At 60.3% G+C, this 20,702-nt stretch carries 20 protein-coding genes; 4 read left to right on the top strand and 16 right to left on the bottom strand.

The genetic code is table 11. The features are described 5' to 3' along the window. Positions 1-55 precede the first annotated feature (55 nt). The gene (locus tag AC0L37_RS10090; protein ID WP_282221234.1) at positions 56-826 is read left to right on the top strand and encodes a gamma-glutamyl-gamma-aminobutyrate hydrolase family protein; all 771 of its coding nucleotides are present in this window, start codon (positions 56-58) and stop codon (positions 824-826) included. Beyond that, a complete protein-coding gene (locus tag AC0L37_RS10085; RefSeq protein ID WP_282221235.1) occupies positions 823-2,250 on the top strand; it encodes an aminobutyraldehyde dehydrogenase in 1,428 nt (475 codons plus the stop codon). Before AC0L37_RS10090 ends, AC0L37_RS10085 begins: the two co-directional genes overlap by 4 nt. Positions 2,251-2,319: 69 nt before the next feature. On the opposite strand, the gene AC0L37_RS10080 is transcribed toward AC0L37_RS10085, so the two are convergent. The 3 genes from AC0L37_RS10080 to AC0L37_RS10070 are packed head-to-tail and all read right to left on the bottom strand — an operon-like array spanning position 2,320 to position 4,121. Further along, positions 2,320-2,925, bottom strand: a complete 606-nt coding sequence (locus AC0L37_RS10080) for a protein-methionine-sulfoxide reductase heme-binding subunit MsrQ (protein WP_282221236.1) — start codon at positions 2,923-2,925, stop codon at positions 2,320-2,322. Positions 2,926-2,940: 15 nt separating this feature from the next. Continuing rightward, the gene (locus AC0L37_RS10075) at positions 2,941-3,795 is read right to left on the bottom strand and encodes an SDR family oxidoreductase (protein ID WP_282221237.1); all 855 of its coding nucleotides are present in this window, start codon (positions 3,793-3,795) and stop codon (positions 2,941-2,943) included. A 41-nt stretch (positions 3,796-3,836) separates the two neighbouring features. Continuing rightward, entirely contained in the window at positions 3,837-4,121 is a 285-nt protein-coding gene (locus AC0L37_RS10070) for a DUF2218 domain-containing protein (protein WP_282221238.1), read from the bottom strand. A gap of 94 nt (positions 4,122-4,215) precedes the next feature. Between AC0L37_RS10070 and AC0L37_RS10065 the strand changes: the two genes are divergently transcribed. Both AC0L37_RS10065 and AC0L37_RS10060 read left to right on the top strand, forming a co-directional pair. Further along, positions 4,216-5,109, top strand: a complete 894-nt coding sequence (locus tag AC0L37_RS10065) for a LysR family transcriptional regulator (protein ID WP_282221239.1) — start codon at positions 4,216-4,218, stop codon at positions 5,107-5,109. 96 nt (positions 5,110-5,205) lie between these two features. Beyond that, positions 5,206-5,328 (top strand): hypothetical protein, encoded by a 123-nt coding sequence (locus tag AC0L37_RS10060; protein ID WP_282221240.1) that lies wholly within the window; start codon positions 5,206-5,208, stop codon positions 5,326-5,328. Here AC0L37_RS10060 and AC0L37_RS10055 read toward each other — a convergent pair. The 13 genes from AC0L37_RS10055 to AC0L37_RS09995 all read right to left on the bottom strand — a co-directional run bounded on the left by AC0L37_RS10055 (position 5,325) and on the right by AC0L37_RS09995 (position 20,392). Further along, positions 5,325-6,542, bottom strand: a complete 1,218-nt coding sequence (locus AC0L37_RS10055; protein WP_282221241.1) for a bifunctional alpha/beta hydrolase/OsmC family protein — start codon at positions 6,540-6,542, stop codon at positions 5,325-5,327. The genes AC0L37_RS10060 and AC0L37_RS10055 overlap by 4 nt on opposite strands. A gap of 177 nt (positions 6,543-6,719) precedes the next feature. Further along, entirely contained in the window at positions 6,720-8,450 is a 1,731-nt protein-coding gene (locus tag AC0L37_RS10050; RefSeq protein ID WP_282221242.1) for a dipeptide ABC transporter ATP-binding protein, read from the bottom strand. Continuing rightward, the gene (locus tag AC0L37_RS10045; RefSeq protein WP_282221243.1) at positions 8,450-9,358 is read right to left on the bottom strand and encodes an ABC transporter permease; all 909 of its coding nucleotides are present in this window, start codon (positions 9,356-9,358) and stop codon (positions 8,450-8,452) included. Before AC0L37_RS10045 ends, AC0L37_RS10050 begins: the two co-directional genes overlap by 1 nt. After that, positions 9,355-10,329: an ABC transporter permease gene (locus tag AC0L37_RS10040; RefSeq protein WP_282221244.1), complete on the bottom strand. Its 975-nt coding sequence runs from the start codon at positions 10,327-10,329 to the stop codon at positions 9,355-9,357. Before AC0L37_RS10040 ends, AC0L37_RS10045 begins: the two co-directional genes overlap by 4 nt. Positions 10,330-10,389: 60 nt before the next feature. Then, positions 10,390-10,647, bottom strand: a complete 258-nt coding sequence (locus AC0L37_RS10035; protein WP_473312818.1) for a hypothetical protein — start codon at positions 10,645-10,647, stop codon at positions 10,390-10,392. After that, the gene (locus tag AC0L37_RS10030; RefSeq protein WP_473312817.1) at positions 10,589-11,977 is read right to left on the bottom strand and encodes an ABC transporter substrate-binding protein; all 1,389 of its coding nucleotides are present in this window, start codon (positions 11,975-11,977) and stop codon (positions 10,589-10,591) included. The genes AC0L37_RS10035 and AC0L37_RS10030 overlap by 59 nt, the downstream gene beginning before the upstream one ends. Positions 11,978-12,337: 360 nt before the next feature. Continuing rightward, a complete protein-coding gene (locus tag AC0L37_RS10025; protein WP_282221247.1) occupies positions 12,338-13,348 on the bottom strand; it encodes a hydroxyacid dehydrogenase in 1,011 nt (336 codons plus the stop codon). Between the two features lie 179 nt (positions 13,349-13,527). After that, positions 13,528-14,571, bottom strand: coding sequence for an ABC transporter ATP-binding protein (locus tag AC0L37_RS10020; RefSeq protein ID WP_282221248.1), 1,044 nt, complete (start codon positions 14,569-14,571; stop codon positions 13,528-13,530). A gap of 13 nt (positions 14,572-14,584) precedes the next feature. Continuing rightward, positions 14,585-15,427, bottom strand: a complete 843-nt coding sequence (locus AC0L37_RS10015; protein ID WP_282221249.1) for a carbohydrate ABC transporter permease — start codon at positions 15,425-15,427, stop codon at positions 14,585-14,587. Continuing rightward, complete coding sequence (locus AC0L37_RS10010) at positions 15,417-16,337, bottom strand: carbohydrate ABC transporter permease (RefSeq protein WP_212658234.1); 921 nt, start codon at positions 16,335-16,337, stop codon at positions 15,417-15,419. Before AC0L37_RS10010 ends, AC0L37_RS10015 begins: the two co-directional genes overlap by 11 nt. A 107-nt stretch (positions 16,338-16,444) precedes the next feature. Continuing rightward, the gene (locus tag AC0L37_RS10005; protein WP_473312816.1) at positions 16,445-17,716 is read right to left on the bottom strand and encodes an extracellular solute-binding protein; all 1,272 of its coding nucleotides are present in this window, start codon (positions 17,714-17,716) and stop codon (positions 16,445-16,447) included. A gap of 18 nt (positions 17,717-17,734) precedes the next feature. After that, positions 17,735-19,351 (bottom strand): FAD-dependent oxidoreductase, encoded by a 1,617-nt coding sequence (locus AC0L37_RS10000; RefSeq protein WP_282221250.1) that lies wholly within the window; start codon positions 19,349-19,351, stop codon positions 17,735-17,737. Positions 19,352-19,360: 9 nt separating this feature from the next. After that, positions 19,361-20,392: a LacI family DNA-binding transcriptional regulator gene (locus AC0L37_RS09995; protein ID WP_282221251.1), complete on the bottom strand. Its 1,032-nt coding sequence runs from the start codon at positions 20,390-20,392 to the stop codon at positions 19,361-19,363. Between the last annotated feature and the right edge of the window lie 310 nt (positions 20,393-20,702).

Genomic DNA, 20,702 nt, shown 5'->3' with positions numbered 1-20,702 from the left:
AGGTGCTTCAGCGTTTAGGGAGGCCTCTGCGCGGGGATCAGATTGGATATCGGCCATGGTTGAGCGTCGTCCTGTTATTGGCGTAATTGCCTGCGGTCGGCCCGTCGAGGGTGAGCCCGCCCAGGCGGTCAAACAGCGTTATCTTGAAGGGGTGGAACGGTTTGCCGATGCGGTCCCGCTGATCATCCCCTCAAATCAGTCCGCCCAGAACGCCGCCGACATTGTCGCGCGCCTAGATGCGGTCCTGCTCACGGGCAGCAATTCCAACATCGATCCACGCCATTACGGTTCCGAATCGGCAGCTCAGGCGCCAGTCGATTCCACCCGTGATACGCTGAGTACAGCGCTCATCCACGCCGCGATCGCTGCGGGCAAGCCGGTGTTTGGCATTTGCCGCGGTCTGCAGGAAATCAACGTCGCTCTGGGCGGCACCCTGCGCGACATGCGCGGCACAGGCGATGCGCCGACCCACCATGCGCCCGACGATGTTAGCCTCGACACCATGTTCGGCCATTCCCACCCCATTACGGTGATGGCTGACACGCCGCTGGCGCAGGCCACCGGCGGCGATGGCCTTGAGGTCAACAGCGTGCATTTTCAGACCATTGACCGCCTCGCGCCGGGCCTTGCCGTCAACGCCACCGGCCCCGGCGATATAATTGAGGCGGTCGCCAGCACGGCCACGCCAGCGCCCGTATTTGCCGTACAATGGCACCCTGAATGGCGTCCACAGGACCGCCCCCACGATTTGGCTTTCTGGCGCTATGTCGGTCAGACAGCCCGTACCCATTATCAGCCGGCAGCAGCCGCGGAGCAGACGAAATGAGCGCATTTGAAACCCGGCTATTTATCGGCGGCGAGTTTGTACAGGGGCAGGGGCCTGTCGAGATTGCCTTCGAGCCCGCCCGCGGCACCCCGCTGGCCGAAGTGGCCTCCGCCAGCCCGGCCCAGATCGACGCTGCGATTGCCGCGGCCAATGGCGCCTACAAGAGCTGGTCACGTTCCACGCCCAAGCTGCGCAGCGCCGCGCTCTGGCGCATTGCCGATCTGATCGAAGAACGCGCCGATGTCCTCGCCAATGTTGAATCGCGCAATGCCGGCAAGCCGCTGCGCTTCGTCAAGGCTGGTGAACTGGCCAATGTCGCCGACGTCTTCCGCTTTTACGCCACGGCGGTGCGCAACATGCCGGCGCCCGCGGCGGGCAATTTCCGCTCGCCCGCGCTGACCAGCCTGATCCGCCGCGATCCCATCGGTGTCGTTGCCCAGATCGCGCCCTGGAATTATCCGCTGCTGATGTCGGCCTGGAAGATCGCCCCCGCCATTGCAGCGGGCAATGCGGTGGTCATCAAACCCAGCGAGATGACCCCGCTGAGCCTGCTTGAACTCGCCCGGATCTTTGCTGAAGTGCTGCCCGCCGGCGTGGTCAACGTCATCTGTGGCAATGGCCCCGATGTCGGCCAGCACCTGATCTCTCACGATACCGTCCGCATGATCTCGCTGACCGGCGATGTCCGCACCGGTCGCGCCGTGCTGCAGGCCGCCGCCGGCCCGATGATCAAGCGCACCCATCTCGAACTGGGCGGCAAGGCCCCGGTAATCGTGTGTGAAGACGCCGATCTCGACAAGCTGGTCGAGACCTTGCGCGAAGCCAGCTTCTACAATGCCGGTCAGGATTGCACCGCCGCCTGCCGCATCTTCGCCCATGCCAATATCGCAAAGGCGCTCACCGATAAGCTCGAAACCATGATCGGCTCGCTGGTTTATGGCCGCCCCGAGCGCGACGATGTCGAGTTTGGTCCGGTGATCAGCGCCCGCCAGCTGGAGCGTATTGATGGCTTTGTCAGCCGCGCCCGCAGCGCGGGTGCCGATGTGATCCAGGGTGCCGCCGCCGAAACCGAGGGTTATTTCTTCGCTCCGACGCTGGTCGCCGCACCTATTGATGCCGAGATCGTGCAAAAGGAAGTGTTCGGCCCCGTGCTCTCCATCACGCCGTTTGACGATGCCGACACCGCGCTGGGCTGGGCCAATGCGTCCGAATACGGACTGGGCTCATCGGTCTGGTCGCGCGACACCGCAACGGCCATGGGGCTGGCCAACGCGCTTGAGTATGGCGTCACCTGGATCAATACCCACGGCGTCATGGCCACCGAAATGCCCCATGGTGGCGTCAAGAACTCCGGCTATGGCTCAGATCTCTCCATGCAGTCCCTGATCGACTACACCCAGATCCGCCATTTGATGATTGGCTAAGGCACGCCAAGGGCAGCGGCGCGCCTAATCATGCGCGCCGCTGCCAGCCTGAATGGCCAGTCGGCACAATCACGCCGCTTTTAGAGTTCGCTTCTGAACGATTGCCCAGACCCTGTAAGCTTCCAGCGCACCCAGCGGGCCAAAATGCACGAGCATGGGAGCAACGCCGCCCCAATAATGGAGCGAAGCCCAGTGCAACAGCGTCAGCACCGCTGCGACATAAACGAAGCGTTGCAGGGTTTTCCAGCGTGAACCGAGCCTGCGGATCCAGCCATCCGTGGACGTAATTGCCAGCGGCACAAAGATCAGGAAGGCCAGCCAGCCCGTCCAGATGTAGAAATTGGCAATCTCGGCGCCCGTGAAGGCGACTGCCCCTTCGTCGATCAGGTAGAGCACTGTGTGCAGCCCTGCGTAACCAAAGGCGGCGACCCCGATATAACGCCGACGTTTGCGCAGCCAGCGCGGCCAGCGGGCGCCCTTGAAGAGCATGGTCAGCGGTGTGATCATCATGGCGATGATCATGAACCGTGCGGCGAATTCGCCGCTGGGGTGCAGGACCTCACCCACTGCCCCCGGTTCATTGGCGGCGAGTCCGGCAAGCATGGGAATGGCTGGCAGGCTCAGGATCGCCCAGAAAGTGTAGGGGTGATTGAAAAACAATTTCACGAGGCTCATCTCAGTGCTCCACATTCACGATTGGGCTGACTTCAGCGCAGCGAAGTAGTCGTCCCAACTCTGGTGTGGCCGGCCGGCTGCGGCTGCGAAATCACTGGGATTGTCTGACGCGCCGTTCTGGATGCCCTGATATATGCCGGCGATGACCGTGCCGATGAATGTGCCGAGTTCGGCGATGCGGTCGGCCTTGAATGCCTCGAACGACGTGGGGCGATAGACCAGTTCAGTGCCGAAGGCCTGGTTCAGATAAGCGGCTAATTCGGTTTGCCTCAGCAGCGCGCCGTGCAGGTTGTAGGTGTGGCCGTTGTGTTCGGACCCGGCGAGCATGCGGGCATAGGCAAATGCCAACTCCGGACGTGTCGTGTAGCCGCAGCGGCCGTCGCCTGCGCAATTGGCGATCTCGCCTGCCTTGCTGTAGCTCTCGATATACTCGACATCGGGCTCGATATAGATGCCATTGCGGCCGATGACCCAGTCGAGGCCGCTGCCACGAATATCCGCCTCGGTCTGGCGATTGCTCTGGATAATGGGAGAAAAAGCCGTTCCCACCTCCGCACCCTGTACGCTGGTATAGACGATCTTTTTGACCCCGGCGGCCTTGGCGGCGTTGATGACGTTGCGGTGCTGGCCGATCCGGTCTTCCGGCGCGGCCATGCCCGAGACCAGCAATAGGGTGTCGACCCCGCTCAGTGAGACGCCAAGCTGATCGGCGTCGTCATAATCGCCGGGGCGGACCTCGATACCCAACCCATTGGCCTTTTCCGGGCTGCGGGCCAGGCCCACAATGGTCTCGCCTGTGTTCATGGTGATGAGGGCACTGGCGATTGCCGCGCCAAGCTGGCCCGAAACGGCGGTTACTGCGATGGTCATGCGGATGGTTTCCAGATGTTGGCTTCAGGTCAGGCGGCGTGTCAGGCAGATCGCTGCCAGGTCATGGACAGGTTCTCGCGGAAGGCGAAGCGCGCAAGGTGATCGCCGATTACCTGTTCAAGCCGGGCGATGGCATCGGTCTCGCCGGTGACCGAGAGCACCAGCGAGGTGTCCTGGGCGCGCAGCGAACACGTGCCGAAGGGCAAGGCGATCTCGCCGACCTCAGCTGTGAAGGTGACGGGAACCTTGTGACCGAAGTGCTTGCAGAGCTGTTGCAGATACCCGCTGGCGCGGCTCGATAAGATTGTTGCAGTACTTGTCTCCATGGCTATCTCCCGATTGCGTCCGCCCTAGATAGACGACGCCTGGCTTTTCGATTAGCACTGGAATTGCGAAACGATTATTCCAGGAATTAGAAAGATGATCGAAGACTACCGCAGCCTTGCCGTCTTCGTTGCCATTGCCGAGGCTGGTAGTCTGAGTGCTGCGGGCCGCCGACTGAAGCTCTCTACCTCGGTTGTCAGCCATCACCTGTCCCGGCTTGAAGCCAAGCTGGGTATCACGCTGTTCTTCCGGTCAACCCGGTCGATGTCGCTCAGCCCGGAGGGAAGGGCTGCGCTGGAGCCGGCCCGCCGCATGGTCGCGGCCGGTGAAGAGGCGCTCGATGTTCTCAGCGCCGATAGCGACGAGCCGGTCGGCGCACTGCGCATCACCATGCCGGCCTGGGGTGAGCGCATGCGTTTGCGGCAGACCTTGTGGGATTTCGCGCGGCGGCACCCTATGGTGGCAATCTCGCTGCACAGCAGCGACGCACCGGCCGATCTGGTCAAGGACGGCTTTGACCTGGCAATTCGTCTGGGAACATTGACCGACAGCAGCCTCAAGAGCCGGCGCATCGGTAATTTCCAGCGCGTTCTGGTCGCTGCGCCCGACTACCTGGCCACGCGGGGCGCAATCCTGACGCCCGAGGCCCTGGCGGCCTGCGATTTTATCGCCGTGACCATGCTACCAGACGTGATGACCTTTGTGTGCGACGGTGAAACCATCGCCTTTCTGCCAGAGCACGTGCGACTGGAAGTGGACACCATCGCATCAGCCAAATCGGCGATATTGGCGGGTCTTGGCATCCAGCATCTTCCTCTTGGCGAAGTCGAAGACGAGATCGCGTCCGGTCGACTGGTCCGGGTCATGCCGCATTGGAGTCTGCCCGATCTGGGTGTCTACGCTGTGTGGCCGGACGTCGGACCACAAAAGGCTCTGACCCGCCGCCTGATCGACTTCTTCCTCGATACCATGGCGCCCCACCAACCATGACTTTTCTCAACACTGGTGCCCATTGAAGCAGATCACTCAAGCAGCAACCTACTGAGCAGCACGGCCAAACGTGGTCTGACACATATCGCCGGGAGCATGGCGGGCTGGCCACCGGTCCCGCTACGCGACATCGCTGCGGCCCAGCAGGCCTTTGGCGAAAAGGGCTATATCGGCAAGATCGTGCTCAACATGGCGGGTGTTGGATATTCAAAAGCCTAGACGAGTTCTGTGCGAATGGTTGCCTGAGCGTGCAGTGTCCGATGCACGGGGCATTTGTCGGCGATCGCCAGAATAGCACTACGCTGTTCGGCTGTCAGATCGCCCTCCAGCCGGATTATACGGCGGAACACGTCCACCTTTGACCGATCCTTCTCGCAATTGGCGCTGTCATTCCGGTGGCAATGATCATGGGTGACGTCGCACGAGACATGTACGAGAGGAATGCCCTTGCGTTTGGCGTAAAGGCGGATGGTCATGGTTGTGCAGGCGCCAAGTCCGGCCGCCAGCAATTGATAGGGGCTGGGACCAAGATCGGTGCCTCCCACCGATACAGGCTCATCAGCCACGAGCTGGTGTCGGCCCGAAATTACGATGTCCTGCCGAAAACCGGAGGCTTCTGCCTCGGACACCCGAACCGTGCCTTCTGTCGCATTTGGCAATATGGGGTCTGGCGCGAGCTCGAGATAGCGTTGCGACCATGAGGCGATGATCTCGGCCACATACTCGGCATCCGCTTCGCGGGATAGAAAGTGGTCGGCGCCATCAAGCGAGATGAAGCTCTTTGGATGTCTGGCAGCGCCGAAAATATGGCTCGCATTGTCGATGCCGACCACCGCGTCCTGCGGCGCGTGCAACACCAGTAGCGCAGCATTCAGTCGTGGCAGCGCCTGATCCAGCGACGTTTGCGAAACGTCGTCCAGAAAGCCCTTCCGTATCTCAAAAGGCCGCCCAGCCAGCTCCACCACCGCGCTGCCGTTCCGGCGTATTTCGTCGAGCTTCCCGTCAAAATTGTGAATCACATGCGCCGGATCGGCGGGCGCGCCGATGCTGACAACCGCACCAACGCTCGCCAGTTCTGCCGCAGCTTTGAGGACTGCAGCGCCGCCGAGGGAATGTCCCACAAGCAATTGCACTTCCAGATCACGCGTTTTCATGAACTCTGCTGCAGCCAGCAGGTCAGCCACGTTTGAGCTGAAATGGGTATTGGCAAATTCGCCCCCCGAATGTCCCAGCCCGGTGAAGTCGAAACGCAGCACCGCGATTCCAAGCGCCGCCAACCGACCCGCAATACGTCTGACTGCGGCGATGTCCTTTGAGCAGGTGAAACAGTGCGCCAGTATCGCCGCCGCCCGCACGGGGCCGTCTGGCCGATCAAGCCTTGCAGCAAGATCATCGCCAGCGTGACCCTTGAACGTAAACTTCTCACTGCTCATTGCGATCTACCTTGGGTTATCCTGGTTGCCGTGGCTCTGCGGTCGGTGGTGGGGCCTTGGGCCCGTTTTTGCGGACAAGCGGCGTCGCGTCAGTCTGGCTATCACGGCGCTGGTCTGATGGCGCTTATGTCTGTCTTGGTCGGCAACTGGGCTCTTGATTTGGCTTGTCTGTCCGAGTCACGAGTCCAACTGGTCGGGCGATGGCGTGAGCCGGAGCAGTTCGCGGGAATACTCGTGTTGTGGGTCTTCAAAGAACGGCTCGGCCGGGCCGAACTCAACCAATTCGCCGGCCTTGAGCACCGCGACGCTGTCCGCCATCTGCCGGACCACCGCCATGTTGTGGCTGATGAACAGGATGGTCAGCGCAAAGCGTTCCTGCAAATCCTTGAGCAGGTTGAGGATCTGCGCCTGGATTGAAACGTCCAGCGCGGATGTCGGCTCATCGCAGATCAGGAATTCAGGACGCGCCAGCAAGGCACGGGCGATGGCAATGCGCTGGCGTTGCCCCCCAGAGAACTGGTGCGGATAGCGCCACATCACGTCCTGAGGCAGGCCCACCAGTTCGAGAATGGAGGCGACCAGCTGCAACTGCTGCGGCCTGTCAGTGGCGATGCGATAGAGCTGCAACGGCTCGGTCAGGATGTCCGCCACCTGCCGCCGATTGTTCAGCGACGAATAGGGGTCTTGAAAGATCATTTGCATGGACCGGCGCGACGGGTGATCGCGGCGGCGGTGGCGCCCGTCAGGCAGGGCCTCGCCCAACAAGGTCATGTTACCTGCGGTCGGAGTGACGAGGCCAACGACGCTCTTGGCTAATGTAGACTTGCCACTGCCGCTTTCGCCGATCAGCCCCAATACCTCGCCGCGGCGAACCGTAAGGCTCACCTCCTTGAGCGCATGCACGCTCTTGGTTCGCCGGCGGAACAGCGCGCCTTCGCCACCAAAGGTCACGCTGAGATCATCAATATTCAAGGCATCGCCGACCTGCGCATCGCCTGTTCCCGGGCGTTGCGATAGCCAGTCTGCGGCAAACTCGGCGCTGGCACCGGCGGCAATGCGGCCCTTGGGGCGGGTCGGCTTCGCATCCGCGATGATCTCGGGTTCGATGGTGACAAAGCGGTGCAGTTTCTTGCCGAGCCGCGGAATAGAGGCCATCAACTGGCGGGTATAATCTGCCTCCGGCTGGGCAAGCACCTGCCGTGTGTCGCCAGATTCAATCAGCCGGCCATTGCGCAACACGCTGACGCGGTCGCACACCTGCGAAATGACGCCGATATCATGGGTGATCAGCAGCACGCCGATCTTTCGCTTGGTGGCTAGATCCCGGATCAGGTCAAGCACCAGAGACTGCACCGCGACATCGAGTGCCGTGGTGGGTTCGTCGGCGATGATCAGGTTCGGATTGCTGCACAGGGCCAGCGCGATCACGACACGCTGCCGCATGCCACCAGAGAACTGGTGCGGATAAGCCTTGATGCGTGTGGCCGGGTCGGCGATGCCGGTTTCCGCCAGCAGGTCGATGGCGCGTGCCCGGGCGGCATCCAGACCGATATCCTCATGGGCCAGGATGGTCTCGACCAATTGCTGTTCGATGGTCATCAGCGGGTTCAGGCTGGTTTGAGGGTCCTGAAAGATCATCGAAATGCGCTTGCCACGCATGCTGTGGCGCTCGCGCGGCGAGAGCGCCGTCAGTTCCTGGCCATCAAATTCAATAGAGCCGGCGGAAACGTAGCCCGGCTCGGGGAGCAGGCCGATAATGGCCGCGCCGATGGTGGATTTCCCGGCGCCGGATTCCCCGACCAGCCCATGGATTTCGCCCGCGGCAATACGCAGATCAATTGCCTCGATGGCGGTCCTGGTGCCAAAGCGATCCGGAAAGACGACGCTGAGCCCTTTGACGTCAAGCATTAGCGGAGCCTCGGATTGAAGACATCGCGTAGGAAGTCGCCCAGCACGTTGATTGAGATGACCAACGCGACGAGGAAAATGGTCGGCGTCCACAGGATCCACCATTCGCCCGACAACATGAACTGCATGCCGATGCGGATCAGTGTGCCCAGCGAGGGGGAATCGGTGGGCAGGCCAATGCCCAGGAAGGAAAGCGTCGCCTCAAGCAGGATGGCCGCAGCCAGATCAACCGTCATGATCACCAGCAAGGGCCCCACAATATTGGGCAATATCTGCACGAACATCACCCGCAGCGGATGCTGGCCCATGATGACGGCGGCACTCACATAGTCCTTGTTGCGCTCGACAAAGGTCGAGGCGCGGGCGGTGCGGGCAAAGTTCACCCATAGCGACAGGGCAATGGCCAGAACGATGACGAATACCCGCAAATCGTCGTGCTGTTCGCGCGGCAACAATCCGCGCGAGACGCCGTCAACCAGCAGCGCTGTCAGAATGGCGGGCAGGGCGAGCTGGATATCGGCAATGCGCATGACCACGGCGTCAAAGCGGCCGCCGAAATAGCCTGCTGCGAGGCCCACTGACACCCCAATAATGGCCGCCAGTGCCATTGCGGTAAAACCGATGAACAGTGACAGCCGGGCTCCATAAAGAATGGCCGAGACCATGTCGCGTCCCTGATCGTCAGTGCCCAGCACGAAGCGGGCGGTACCGCCATCCTGCCACGTTGGCGGCAGCAGCCCGTCGATCAGGCTGAAGCTGGCCAGATTATAGGGATCGGTCGTCACCAGCCATGGCGCCAATGCTGCACCGGCCACAATCAGAACTGTGAGCACTGCCGCGATGATCGCCATGGGATTGCGCAAGAACAGATAGAGCGCTTCGTGGTCGCGAATGAACTGGCCGATCATAGGGCCGCCCTGACCCGGATGCGTGGATCAATCGCGAAATAGAGCACGTCGACAGCAAGATTGATCAACACGAACACCAGCGCCACCACGACCAGATACACCGCCATGACCGGGATATCGACATAACGGATGGATTCAAGGAACAGCAGCCCCATGCCGGGCCACTGAAAGACGCTCTCGGTGACAATGGAAAACGCGATGACGCCGCCAAACTGCAGACCGACAATGGTGACCACCGGGATCATGGTGTTACCCAGAGCGTGGCGAAACAGCAGGCTGCGATAGGGAATGCCGCGCGCCGTGGCAAAGCGGATGAAGTCGGTGCGCATCACCTCCATCATCTCCGAGCGCACCAGACGCATGGTCAATGTCAGTTGATACAGCCCCAGCGTGATCGCCGGCAGCACCAGTGAGCGCCAGCCATCCAGCGTGAACAAGTTGGAGCGCCACCAGCCGATCTCAACGGTTTCGCCCCGGCCAAACGTCGGCAGCCAGCCCAGATAGACGCCAAACAGGAAGATCAGCACGATGCCGATAACGAAGGTCGGAATGGAGACACCGATCAATGTAGTGATCAGCAACGCTTGGCTACCCGCGCTATCGGGACGAACCGCCGCATAGATTCCGGCAGGAATGCCCACCAGCAGCGATACCAGCAGCGCGACTGTGCCCAGTTCGATCGTGGCAGGCAGTCGGCTGATCAGCATCTCGCCGATCGGTTGCCTTGTGCGGAACGAGAAGCCGAAATTGCCGGTGGCGATGTCACCGACAAAGCGCATGAATTGCATGGGGAAGGGGTCATTCAGCCCCAGTTCCTGCCGGATTCGCGCCTGATCAACCAGCGAGGTTTCAGCGCCCACCATCTGCGCGACGGGGTCGCCCGCAAAGCGAAACAGAAAGAACGCCAGAAACGCCACAACGACCATCACAATGGCGGCCTGGAACGCGCGTTGCAGCAAGAAACCGATCATCGAGGGATACCCATTTTACGCCGGGGCGGTTGGGCCCCGGCGCAGCTTCGATGGTTTGTCTTAGTTGACTGTCACCCAGCGCAACATGAAGAAATTGTCCGGACGCTGGACCAGATCGATATTCTGCTTGGCCGCCCAGATCAGAGGCTCGGTGTAGAGCGGGATATAGGCGATGTCCTGTTGCAGGATCTGCGCCACTTCATCGAGCATGGTCTGACGGGCGGTCGGATCGATTTCCTGCTGGATCAGCGGCAGCAGTTCATCGACGCGCGGATTGGAATAGCCACCAAAATTCCACGAGCCGAGCTTTTTCATCATCAGGCGTCGCAGCGAGGAAGCGGATCGGGTGTTCGGCGTCGAACGTGCCGGGCGACCAGCCGAGCAGGTACATGTCGTAATTGCCGGCGCGCAGTTCGTCCCAGTAATTGCGGACGGGCATGGCGGTGACGCTGGCATCCAGCCCGACGCGGGCAAACATGGAGGCCACGGCGCGGCAGACGGCCTCGTCATTGATGTAGCGGTCATTGGGGCACATCAGGCCAAACGAGAATCCATCAGCATAGCCTGCCTCGGTCAGCAGGGATTTGGCTGCAGCATCGTCAAATGCGAGGCGATCCGCATTGGTGTTGGAGTAGCCACTCAGGCCTGCTGGCAGCAACTGGCTGACTGCTTCGGCCTTGCCGCGCATGATGACGCGATTGATGGTGTCGACATCAATGGCCTGATAGGCGGCTTGACGGACGCGGGCATCAAGGAACGGGTTCGCGCCCTCGACATCGTTGGAATAGCTCAGCGTATCCTTGTTATGGCCAAAGCCGAGCACGATGACGCGGGTTTCCAGACCTTCAAAGATCTTGAAACCGTCACGGGATTCCACCTGTTCGGTGTCTTGCAGCGGGATGGGAGAGATCATGTCGATCTCACCCGACAGCAGCGCTGCCAGCCCGGTCGCCGGATTGCCGATCGGCGTAAAGATCGCTTCGGTGATATTGTGCTCGACGTCACCCCACCAGTCGGGATTGGGCACCAGACGCGTTTCAATGCCGGGGTCGCGGGCGCTCAACACGAAGGGGCCGGTGCCATTGGTATTGCGCGTGGCGTAATTTTCAGCGTCGCGGGCAGGGCGCTCGGCCGCATTGGCCTGTGCCCAGTCGCGATCAAGAATCATGAAATTGGCAATTGAATTGGGAAACAGCGGGTTTGGCGCCGATGTCAGAAACTCAATCGTATGATCATCTACGACGCGCACTTCAGAGACCGGCGAGAACCAGGAGCGCACGTCTGACTCTTCGGAGGCGGCGCGTTCATAGGAAAACAGCACGTCGTCCGCGGTAAAAGCCGCGCCGTCCTGGAAGGTTACACCATCACGGAGTATGAAGCGCCAGCCAGCGCCCTCAGGCAGAGCTTCCCAGCTTGTCGCCAGTGATGGCTCGATCGCCATATCTTTGCCGCGTCGCACCAGGCCTTCATAGATATTGTTCAGAAACGAGGTCACCGGCGCTGCATTGACGGCGTGCGGGTCCATCGTTTGCGGGTCGGTATTGCTGGCCCAGCGAAAAGTTTCAGCCAATATCGGGGAAGCCGCTGCGCCCGATAGCGCCATGGTTATGGCCGCATAGGCCAGCGTTTTTGAATACTTGTGACGCATTATCCGTCTCCTCAAAGTCGCCGTGGTGTCCCCAAAGGGCGGTGGTGGATTCGTTTCTAGCAGCCAACCCCAGACAAGGTCAGGCGTTCACGCCGTCGTGACCTCGGATTGGCGCAGTGATCTGAACTGACCTGGCATCGCCCAAACGCGACTGCTTGGCGCTGATGATACTGTGCCCGTGCGCCTCTATGGACTGGATTGTGCATGGCAGCCAGTCCGCGCTTTACCCCGCCATTGCCACGGCCGGGGGAAGGTATTGCTTACCTATTGTCCCGGTGAACCTGAACCGGGCCAGCCGCCAGCTGGCCGCAGGCAGATGACAATTTCATTTCCGCCCGCGAATGTGAATATGATCGTTGTCTAGGCCAGCCGCTCCAGGAGCGCTGGTTCGACCTCAAATTCTAGTGGTCGGCCGCCGATGAAACGCTCAATTTCGTCCACCACGAGCTCCCCCAGCCGTAACCTCTCGCGCCCAATGGCGCCGGCGACGTGTGGTGTCAGGAAGACGTTTGGCAAATCATAAAGTGGCGAACTGGGGACGGGCACTTCGGGGTAGGTTACGTCGATCACGGCATGAATTCGGCCGGTCTGGAGCTCCGCGATGAGCGCCGCTTCATCCACTAGTGCGCCGCGCGCGGTGTTGATGAAGGTCGTCCCGTCTCGCATAAGTCGCAACTGGTCGGCGCCTATCATTCCACGTGTTTCGGGCAGCAGGGGAGCATGCAATGAAACCACGTCGGCACGCGCCAAGAGTGTGTCCAGATCGACCAGTTCGGCGCCAGCAAGGACAGGATCGTCCGCCTGCACAAACGGATCGTTTATGAGCACCTTAACGTCCAGTGCGGTCAGAAAGCCCGCAACCTTTCGACCGATGCGAGAAGCACCAACTAGTCCGACGGTGCGATGATAGTTGCCGATCGGTTCATCCATCATCGCCGTGCTGTTGGCGCGATTGCGGTCCGCCCGATAGCGGTCGCGCATTTCAAACATTCGCTTGTTGGCAAGAATGATCATGGCCAATGTGAACTCGGCCACCGGTACCGCATTCGCGTCGGCCGCATTGGTTACGGTGATCCCGGCAGCATAGACAGCTTGATCTATGATGAGCTTTACCGACCCAGCGGAGTGGGCAATCAAGCGCAGACGAGGCGCTGCCTTGATCATTTCGGGCGCAATCTTGGGGCAGCCCCAGCCTGTGATCAAGACGTCGATCTGTGCCAATACCGCTTGAGACGAAGTGCTGGAAAACTCTGAGAGCGGTTCTTCCCGTACGATATCACAACACGCTTCCAGACGTGACAATGCCTCAGCATCGAACACAAACTTGGTCTTGTCCGCGGCGGCGGCAAAGGCAATTTTCGGTCGCATCAAAACCGCTCCGACAATGGATTTCCAGTTACATGGCGACGGCGGATTATGGCGCTCTCATCGACGTCACTGGCAGTCGCTCAACCAGACACACAGAACTCCGCACGCGCCATGACTGTGAGGTCATAGCAAGGATTTCGTTGTTACGGTTTTGAGGCCGGACAGCGATGGCGCTGACCAGATCAGTTTATCCGCGCGCCGGTTGCCGCATCGAAAAGATGAACGTTCTGGATGTCGGGTTTGACCGTGATCGTCGTTCCCGGTTGAGCCTGAACGCGTTCTCTGAAGACACCGATCACCTGTTGCTCGCCAAGCATCATCGTAACCTGGGTTTCAGATCCCATCGGCTCCACCAGCAACACAGTGGCCGTCACGCCATCTGGTGTCAGTTCGAAATGCTCTGGACGGATGCCGTAGACAACCTCCTTCCCATCTACCCCAGCGGGCAACGGCAAGGTTATGCCGGGGACGACCAGACCGCCGGAGGTCACAGTGCCATCGATGAAATTCATTGACGGCGAGCCAATGAACCCGGCAACAAACTGATTGACTGGATGATCGTAGAGGTCGAGCGGAGCACCGATCTGCTCCACCTTGCCGGCATTCATCACCACGATCTTGTCGGCCATGGTCATGGCTTCGACCTGATCATGGGTAACGTAGACAGTGGTGATCCCGAGGCGCTGGTGCAGGCTCTTGATCTCGCCGCGCATCACCACACGCAGCTTGGCGTCCAGATTAGACAGGGGTTCGTCAAACAGGAACACCTGCGGGTTGCGGACGATAGCACGGCCCATCGCCACACGCTGACGTTGCCCGCCCGACAGCTGGCGTGGGTAGCGCGCCAGATAGGGCGTCAGACCCAGAATGTCGGCGGCCCATTTTACCCGTTCCGCGATCTCCTGCTTGGTGCCACCGCGATGCTCAAGCGAGAAGCCCATATTGGTCTCAACCGTCATATGCGGGTAGAGCGCATAATTCTGGAACACCATGGCAATGTCGCGGTCCTTGGGATCAAGGTTGTTGACCACGCGGTCGCCGATTGAGACGTCGCCGCTGCTGATCGTCTCAAGCCCGGCGATCATGCGCAGCAAGGTGGATTTACCGCACCCCGAGGGGCCAACCAGCACGACAAACTCGCCATCGGCGATATCGACGTCGATACCATGCAGCACGGCGACTTCGCCGTAGGACTTCTTGATGGAATTAAGGGTTACCGGAGCCATTTGATTATCCTTGTCAGCCTTTGAGGCCAGTGTGGGCCAGGCCCTCGACGAATTGCTTCTGGGCGACGATGAACACCAGCAGAACCGGGATGGCGGTCATTGTCGCAGCGGCGAGCTGGATGTTCCACATGGCCCCGCCATAGGCGTCAGTGAACTGGGTCAGCGCTTGGGGCAGGGTGAACATGCTGCTTGAGGACAGAAACACGATGGGTTCGAGATAAAGGTTCCAGCTATGCAGGAAGGTGAAGATCGCCACGGCACCCAGAGCGGGCTTTGCCAGCGGAAGGGCGATGAGCCAGAAAATCTTGAACCGACCCAATCCATCCACCCGCGCAGCCTCTTCAAGCTCACCCGGCAGGGCGATGAAGAACTGGCGCATCACGAACGTGGCGAAGACTGAAGGAGCCCCAAAGATCGGGACCAGGATCAGCGGCCAGTGTGTATTGATCATTCCCCATTTCAGAAAAATCTGAAACAGCGGCACGATGGTGACCTCCGAAGGGATCAGCAAACCGAGCAGAACGACCATGAAGATGGCGTTCGAAAACGGGAAGCGGATCCGGGCGAAGGCATAGCCGGCCATCGAAGAGATCACCATTGTTCCTACCGTAACGATGGCAGCGATGTATGCCGAGTTCCAGTATTGCTGGGTGAAAGGTTGCAGCTCGAACACTTGCCGGTAAGTGCTGAAATCGAACTGCCGAGGCCACAAATCGGGTGGGAAGGCAAACACGTCGCTGATCGGTTTGACCGAGGAGGTGACCATCCACCAGGTCGGAAAGACGAAGGGGATGAGCAGCACGCACATCAAGCCGTATAGGCCAACCTGGACCCGGGGGGAGAGATCAGTTTTCATAGAATACGATCCTCTTGCGAAGCTGCCACTGGACGAAGGTCAGGATGGCAACGATGGCAAACAGCAGGATCGACAGCGTCGAGCCATAGCCGAAGAAGTGAAACTGGAAGGCCTGCTGGTAGAGGTAGTAGACCAGAACCGTTGTGCTCATGCCCGGCCCGCCCTGCGTCAGAACGGCAATCTGGGCGAATACCTGCAGCGATCCAACGATGGTGATGATCGAGGTCAGCATGATGGTTGGAGAGATCATTGGCAGCGTTATGCGCCTGAACTGCTTGAACACGCTGGCGCCGTCGACGCGCGCGGCTTCATAGAGTTCCTTTGGCACACCCTGCAGTGCGGCGAGGAACAGGATCATGTTCAGCCCCACATTCTTGAAGACCTGCACAACGATCACCGAAATCATGGCAGTGGTCGGGTTGCGCAGCCAGTTGGGCCCCTCAACGCCAATCATCGCAAGAAGCCCGTTAATGCCGCCATTGTTCTGCAGCAGAAAACTCCACACGATGGTCCAGGCGACCAGCGACACCACCACAGGCGAGAAGAACAGGGTGCGGAAGATCACCATGCCCTTGAGCTTCTGATCCAGCAGCACGGCCAGCAGGAGCGCCAGCGTCATGTTCAGAATGACAAGGCCGACCGAAAAGATGGCCGAGGCCAGCAACACTTGGGGCAGGGATTTGTCGTTAAGCAGGGTTTGATAATTCTCGGCACCAACGAATCTGAAGGTGCTCGCCAGCACGTTCCACTCGTGCAGTGAATACCAGAACACCAGGCCCAGCGGGATCAGCACGAAAATGCAGATACCGATCAGCTGTGGTGCGATGAAAATGTACCCGGCTGCCGCATCGCGGCGCTCAATGGTCCAGAAACTGCGTCGTTGTGGAGGATCATTGTTGGCAAGGGTCATGGATTGCTCCGCACTTTGGATCTTGTTCGCGACGATGGGCGCGGGGACTTTGAAAGCGCTGCTCGATGGCCGTGCGGTATGGGGAGGCCGAGGCCTCCCCAACCTGTTTAACGGGCGAGCAGTGGGCTGATGCTGTCGCAAACCGACTGCATCACGGTCGCGACGTCTGCATCTGCCTGCCACAGGGAATCCAGTTCAGCGCGGATGAGCTGCTGGATCTGCGCATAATTGGTGTGGCTGGGCAGCACATTGCCGGTCGAAATCCCTTGCACGACGACAGTTTCGATCTGTTCGGCGCTCAGCAGGGGGTTGGTGGTGGCCAGAGTATCTGCGTTGAGCAGGCTGGCACGGGCAGGTGGGAAGAACTGCGCGAGCTTCTGGCTGTTTTCGGGGTTGGTCATGTAGGCAATGAACTCAACCGCCACGTCTGTGTTGGGACGGTTGGCGAAGGCGCCTACGCCCGCCTGACCAAATACGGCGTAGGTGCCAGCAGGACCAGCTGGCAACGGCACCAGATCCCAGTCAAACGGGTTTTCCTTGGGCAGCAGCGATGCGCGGCTGATCTGGGTGGTCGTCATGCCGGTTTCGCCAGCAAAGAAATCGATGTCTTCGCCTGGGCCGGGAATGGCGTTTTGCACGAAGATCGCATTGTGAATGGCGGTCATCGCGTCAACCATTGGCGCTTCGGTGAAGGTGCAGGTCTTGCCATCTTCCGACCAGGGCGATGCGCCCCAGCCATCCCAGACCGCCGCCAGATTGCGCCAGGTCTGATAATTGAAGTCGCGCAGCACCAGACCGGCCTTGCCGCTATTGCCGACGGCCGACGCCGTGGCGAAGGCATTATCCCAGGTCCATTCACCAGCCGCGATGAGCTCGGCAGGCGTCTTGGCACCCGCTGCCTGAATGACGTCGTTATTGACAAAAATGCCCAGCGGCGAGGTGGAGAACGGATAGGCGAACAATTCGCCCTCGCTGGCCCAAAGGGCCGTAGCGGTTTCGGTCACGTCAGCCAGATCGTACCCCTCGGTTGCTGACAGCGTGGCAGTCAATGGTGCCAGCGTTCCGGACTTCAGGAAGTCGGGCGCATCTGACTCAAGGATCCATGCAAGATCAGGCGGATTGCCGCCAGCAATCTGGGTGGTCAGTGTCGTGGTGTAGCTGGCAAAAGGCAGCGACTCGAACGCCACGTTGACGCCCGGATGGGTTTCCTTGAAGCCGGCAGCAATGTCGTTGAACATTGCCAGATGCGCTTCGTTAGAGCTCCAGATGGTCATGCGCAGATCGACTGCATCCTGCGCCCATACAACGCCGTTCCATGCGAGCGGTATTGTCAGGCCAGCCAGTGCAACCGTGGATTTCAGAATAGTGAACTTGGACAACTTTTCCTCCTGTTGTTGTTAGTAACCGCGCACGTCAGGCCAGTGGATCTCGATCCCCTCGCCATGGAGCCGGGTTTGGAATGTCTCGAGCTGGGCGTCGTTTTCCTGCACCTGATGCGGTGTGAGCCCGTTATTGAGACAGTGTGCTGCCAGCAGGCCGGCGACCTCGCCAATGTTCCACTCCACTGGATGCAGCCGGTAGCAGCCATTGGTGATGTGGGTGGTGCCGATGTTCTTGCTGGCCGGCAGCAGGTTCTTCACGCGTTGCGGCAACAGCGCCCCAAGCGGAATTTCGAAGGGCGCGGATTCGACGTCGACATAGTTGTCGCCACCGGTCGAGGGATGCAGGTCAATGCGGTACATGCCGATGCCTACACTGTCGCGGTACTGTCGCGACAAGGCATTGCCATGAATGGCCATCGAGACATCCTGCTCGACGATGGTGGTGACCGCGCGGATACGTCGGCTCTCGCGGATATAGGGGGCCATGGCCAGGCCGTGATCGGTCCCGGTGACATCGCCGCGAAGCCGGAGGCCAGGAAAACCCGTTCCGCCATCGACGCGCGGTGCTTCGGTCTGCAACCAGTACAGCACGGAGTAGGAAAGCGCCGCGGCGCCAGCCAGATGTCGGGCCTTTTCCTCTTCACTAACGTCGATGATGCTGCCTTCCATGTAGTCGATCATCGGCCAGTTCACGAGGCAGACATCCGACACATAGGCGCCCGGCACGAAGTTGCGGCTGGCCGCGATCCGGCGGAAGGTCCACAGATTGCCATCGCCAGGGTTGCGGCGCTGATCGGCGTCAACCAGCAGCGGATCGTCATCCGGATTGGGTGTGAACGAGCGTTCGGTAATTTCGAGCGTACGTGGATTGGGGCCCTTGAAGCCGAGCAGTGGGCCGCCCCAGAAGCTAGGCTGGTATTGGCGCCAGAAGTCGTAATTGGCTGGCTTTTCGATGGTGTGATCGCCATCAACATGATCGATGGCAAAGCATACCGAGACCGCCTGCACATTGTCGGGCTGCGCGGTTTCGGGCGCACTCGGCTCGCCGGTCTCGCTGCGGCTTTCAAAGCCTGTGACATATTCCGTGCCGGTCATTGGCAGCAGATCGCCAAGCTCCGTGGCGTCGATGACATAGGGTGCCGTAGCCGTCATCTCCGCCCCGGTGTCACGATGGCGCAGCGTCACCGAACGCACAGTGTCCCCTGCAACTTCGGCCGCAACAGGACGATAGGGTTGCAGCAGGGTAAGACGACCGCCGCCGATATAGGGCATCAGCATGGCATTGATGACGGCCACCCCGACGCGGGGCTCAGCACACAGCCTGCTGACAAAGCCGGCACCGGGATTGAGGTCGCCCCAGGCGCGGCTCGCTGCCGTCAGCGGATAATTGTCACGATAGAACTGACGAATGCCATCGCGCAGCTGACGATAGGTGCGCGTGACGCCAAACTGCTCCACCCAGCTATGCTCATCGGGCGGAACGGCCTGACTGGTGAGCTGGCCACCAAGCCAGTCGAATTCTTCGGTCAGAATGACGCTGCGGCCATTGCGCAAAGCGCCGAGCGCCGCGGCGACGCCGCCAAGGCCGCCACCGACAACAAGGATATCTGCACTGAGTTCTTTTGGGGTCATGGTCTCGTCTTAGTTTTTGGTCGGAAGGGCAGGGCCGAGGGTTTCCCCCTCGACGGGCTCGCAGGGCAACAGGATCTGCTCGATTGGGGCATCGTCCTCGACCCGGCGCACCAGCATTTGCGTGGCAGCGCGCGCCATCTCCTCGCGGGGGATTGAGTAAGATGTGAAACGGCGTCCAGTCTGTGCGGCGCGGATATGATTGCCCAGCACCACGATGGAGAGCGTGCCGGGAACATCAATGCCACGCTCACGCGCGACGGCATCAACCTGGATGGCGTCGGCAAGTTCGGTGAAGAACACGGCTGTGGCGCCGCTCGCGATCAGAAAGTCCAGGTTCTTCGCCCCGTCCTGACCAACCGCTTCAATGTGTGCAACCAGATGCAACCCGGCAATGGCGCCAGAGAAACCGGCCCAACGGTCAATGATCGACTCTGCGCCACCAGAGGGGCCAACATAGGCAATGCGCGTGTGCCCGAGCTCGCGGGCACGATCAACCAGCGCGGCAGTGCCGGACGCATAATCGCCACCCACATAGGGAACCGGACCACCAGCATCATCGCGTCGGCCAACAGCGACAAAGGGGTAATCGCCGGCCACCAGACGCTCAAGTTCTCTATGGTCGAATTCCCGGCCCAGTATCAGACAGCCATCGGCAAGCCGCAGCCGGGTATTGCTGCCGAAGATCTTTCGTTCGGTGCCACTGGCGGCGCCGGTCAGCAGCAGCAGATCATAGCCGAGATCCTGTGCAGCTTCTTCGATGCCAAGCAGGAAGGGCGTGAAGAAGTCGGCCTGAGCACTTGGAAAAGCTGGCTCGTAAGTGAACACACCAAGGATACGGTTGAGGCCCTTGGCCATCTTGCGAGCGACGGGGTCTGCAACATAGCCGGTTTCGCGGATCGCCTTGTGGACACGGTCGCGGGTTTCTTGCGGAATACGGCCTTCGGCACTCGCCGCGCCATTGAGCACCAGGGACACGGTTGCCTGGCTTACGCCAGCCAAACGGGCGATGTCGCGTTGTGTAAGGCGCTTGTTCGCAGCCACGTTCCGTCCTCCTTAAGGTGCTAATGCGTATTAGCTGATAATGCGTATTAGCACGATGCCGTGCGCCTCTGTCAAGACGGAAATTTGGATTCCTGACTGGAAGAGAAACAGCGACTATCGGCTGCGTCACGCGAGCTGCGCGTCTGCTCTTATGGGGGAGATATCTGCTGCGCGAGGTCGTGCTGCCTCAAACGCCATCGCTCGCTGGGAGCCCGGCGCTGCGTGCCGATCCTGCGCATTTTACAACATACGAGAAATTCAAACACACTTGCGATACAAATTTTTACAAGTTATGAGGTGTGCGGATGCC

This window comes from Devosia sp. J2-20, assembly GCF_055808475.1.
The sequence above is the reverse complement of the archived record's forward strand: the minus strand, read 5'-3'. Positions and strand labels throughout refer to the sequence as shown.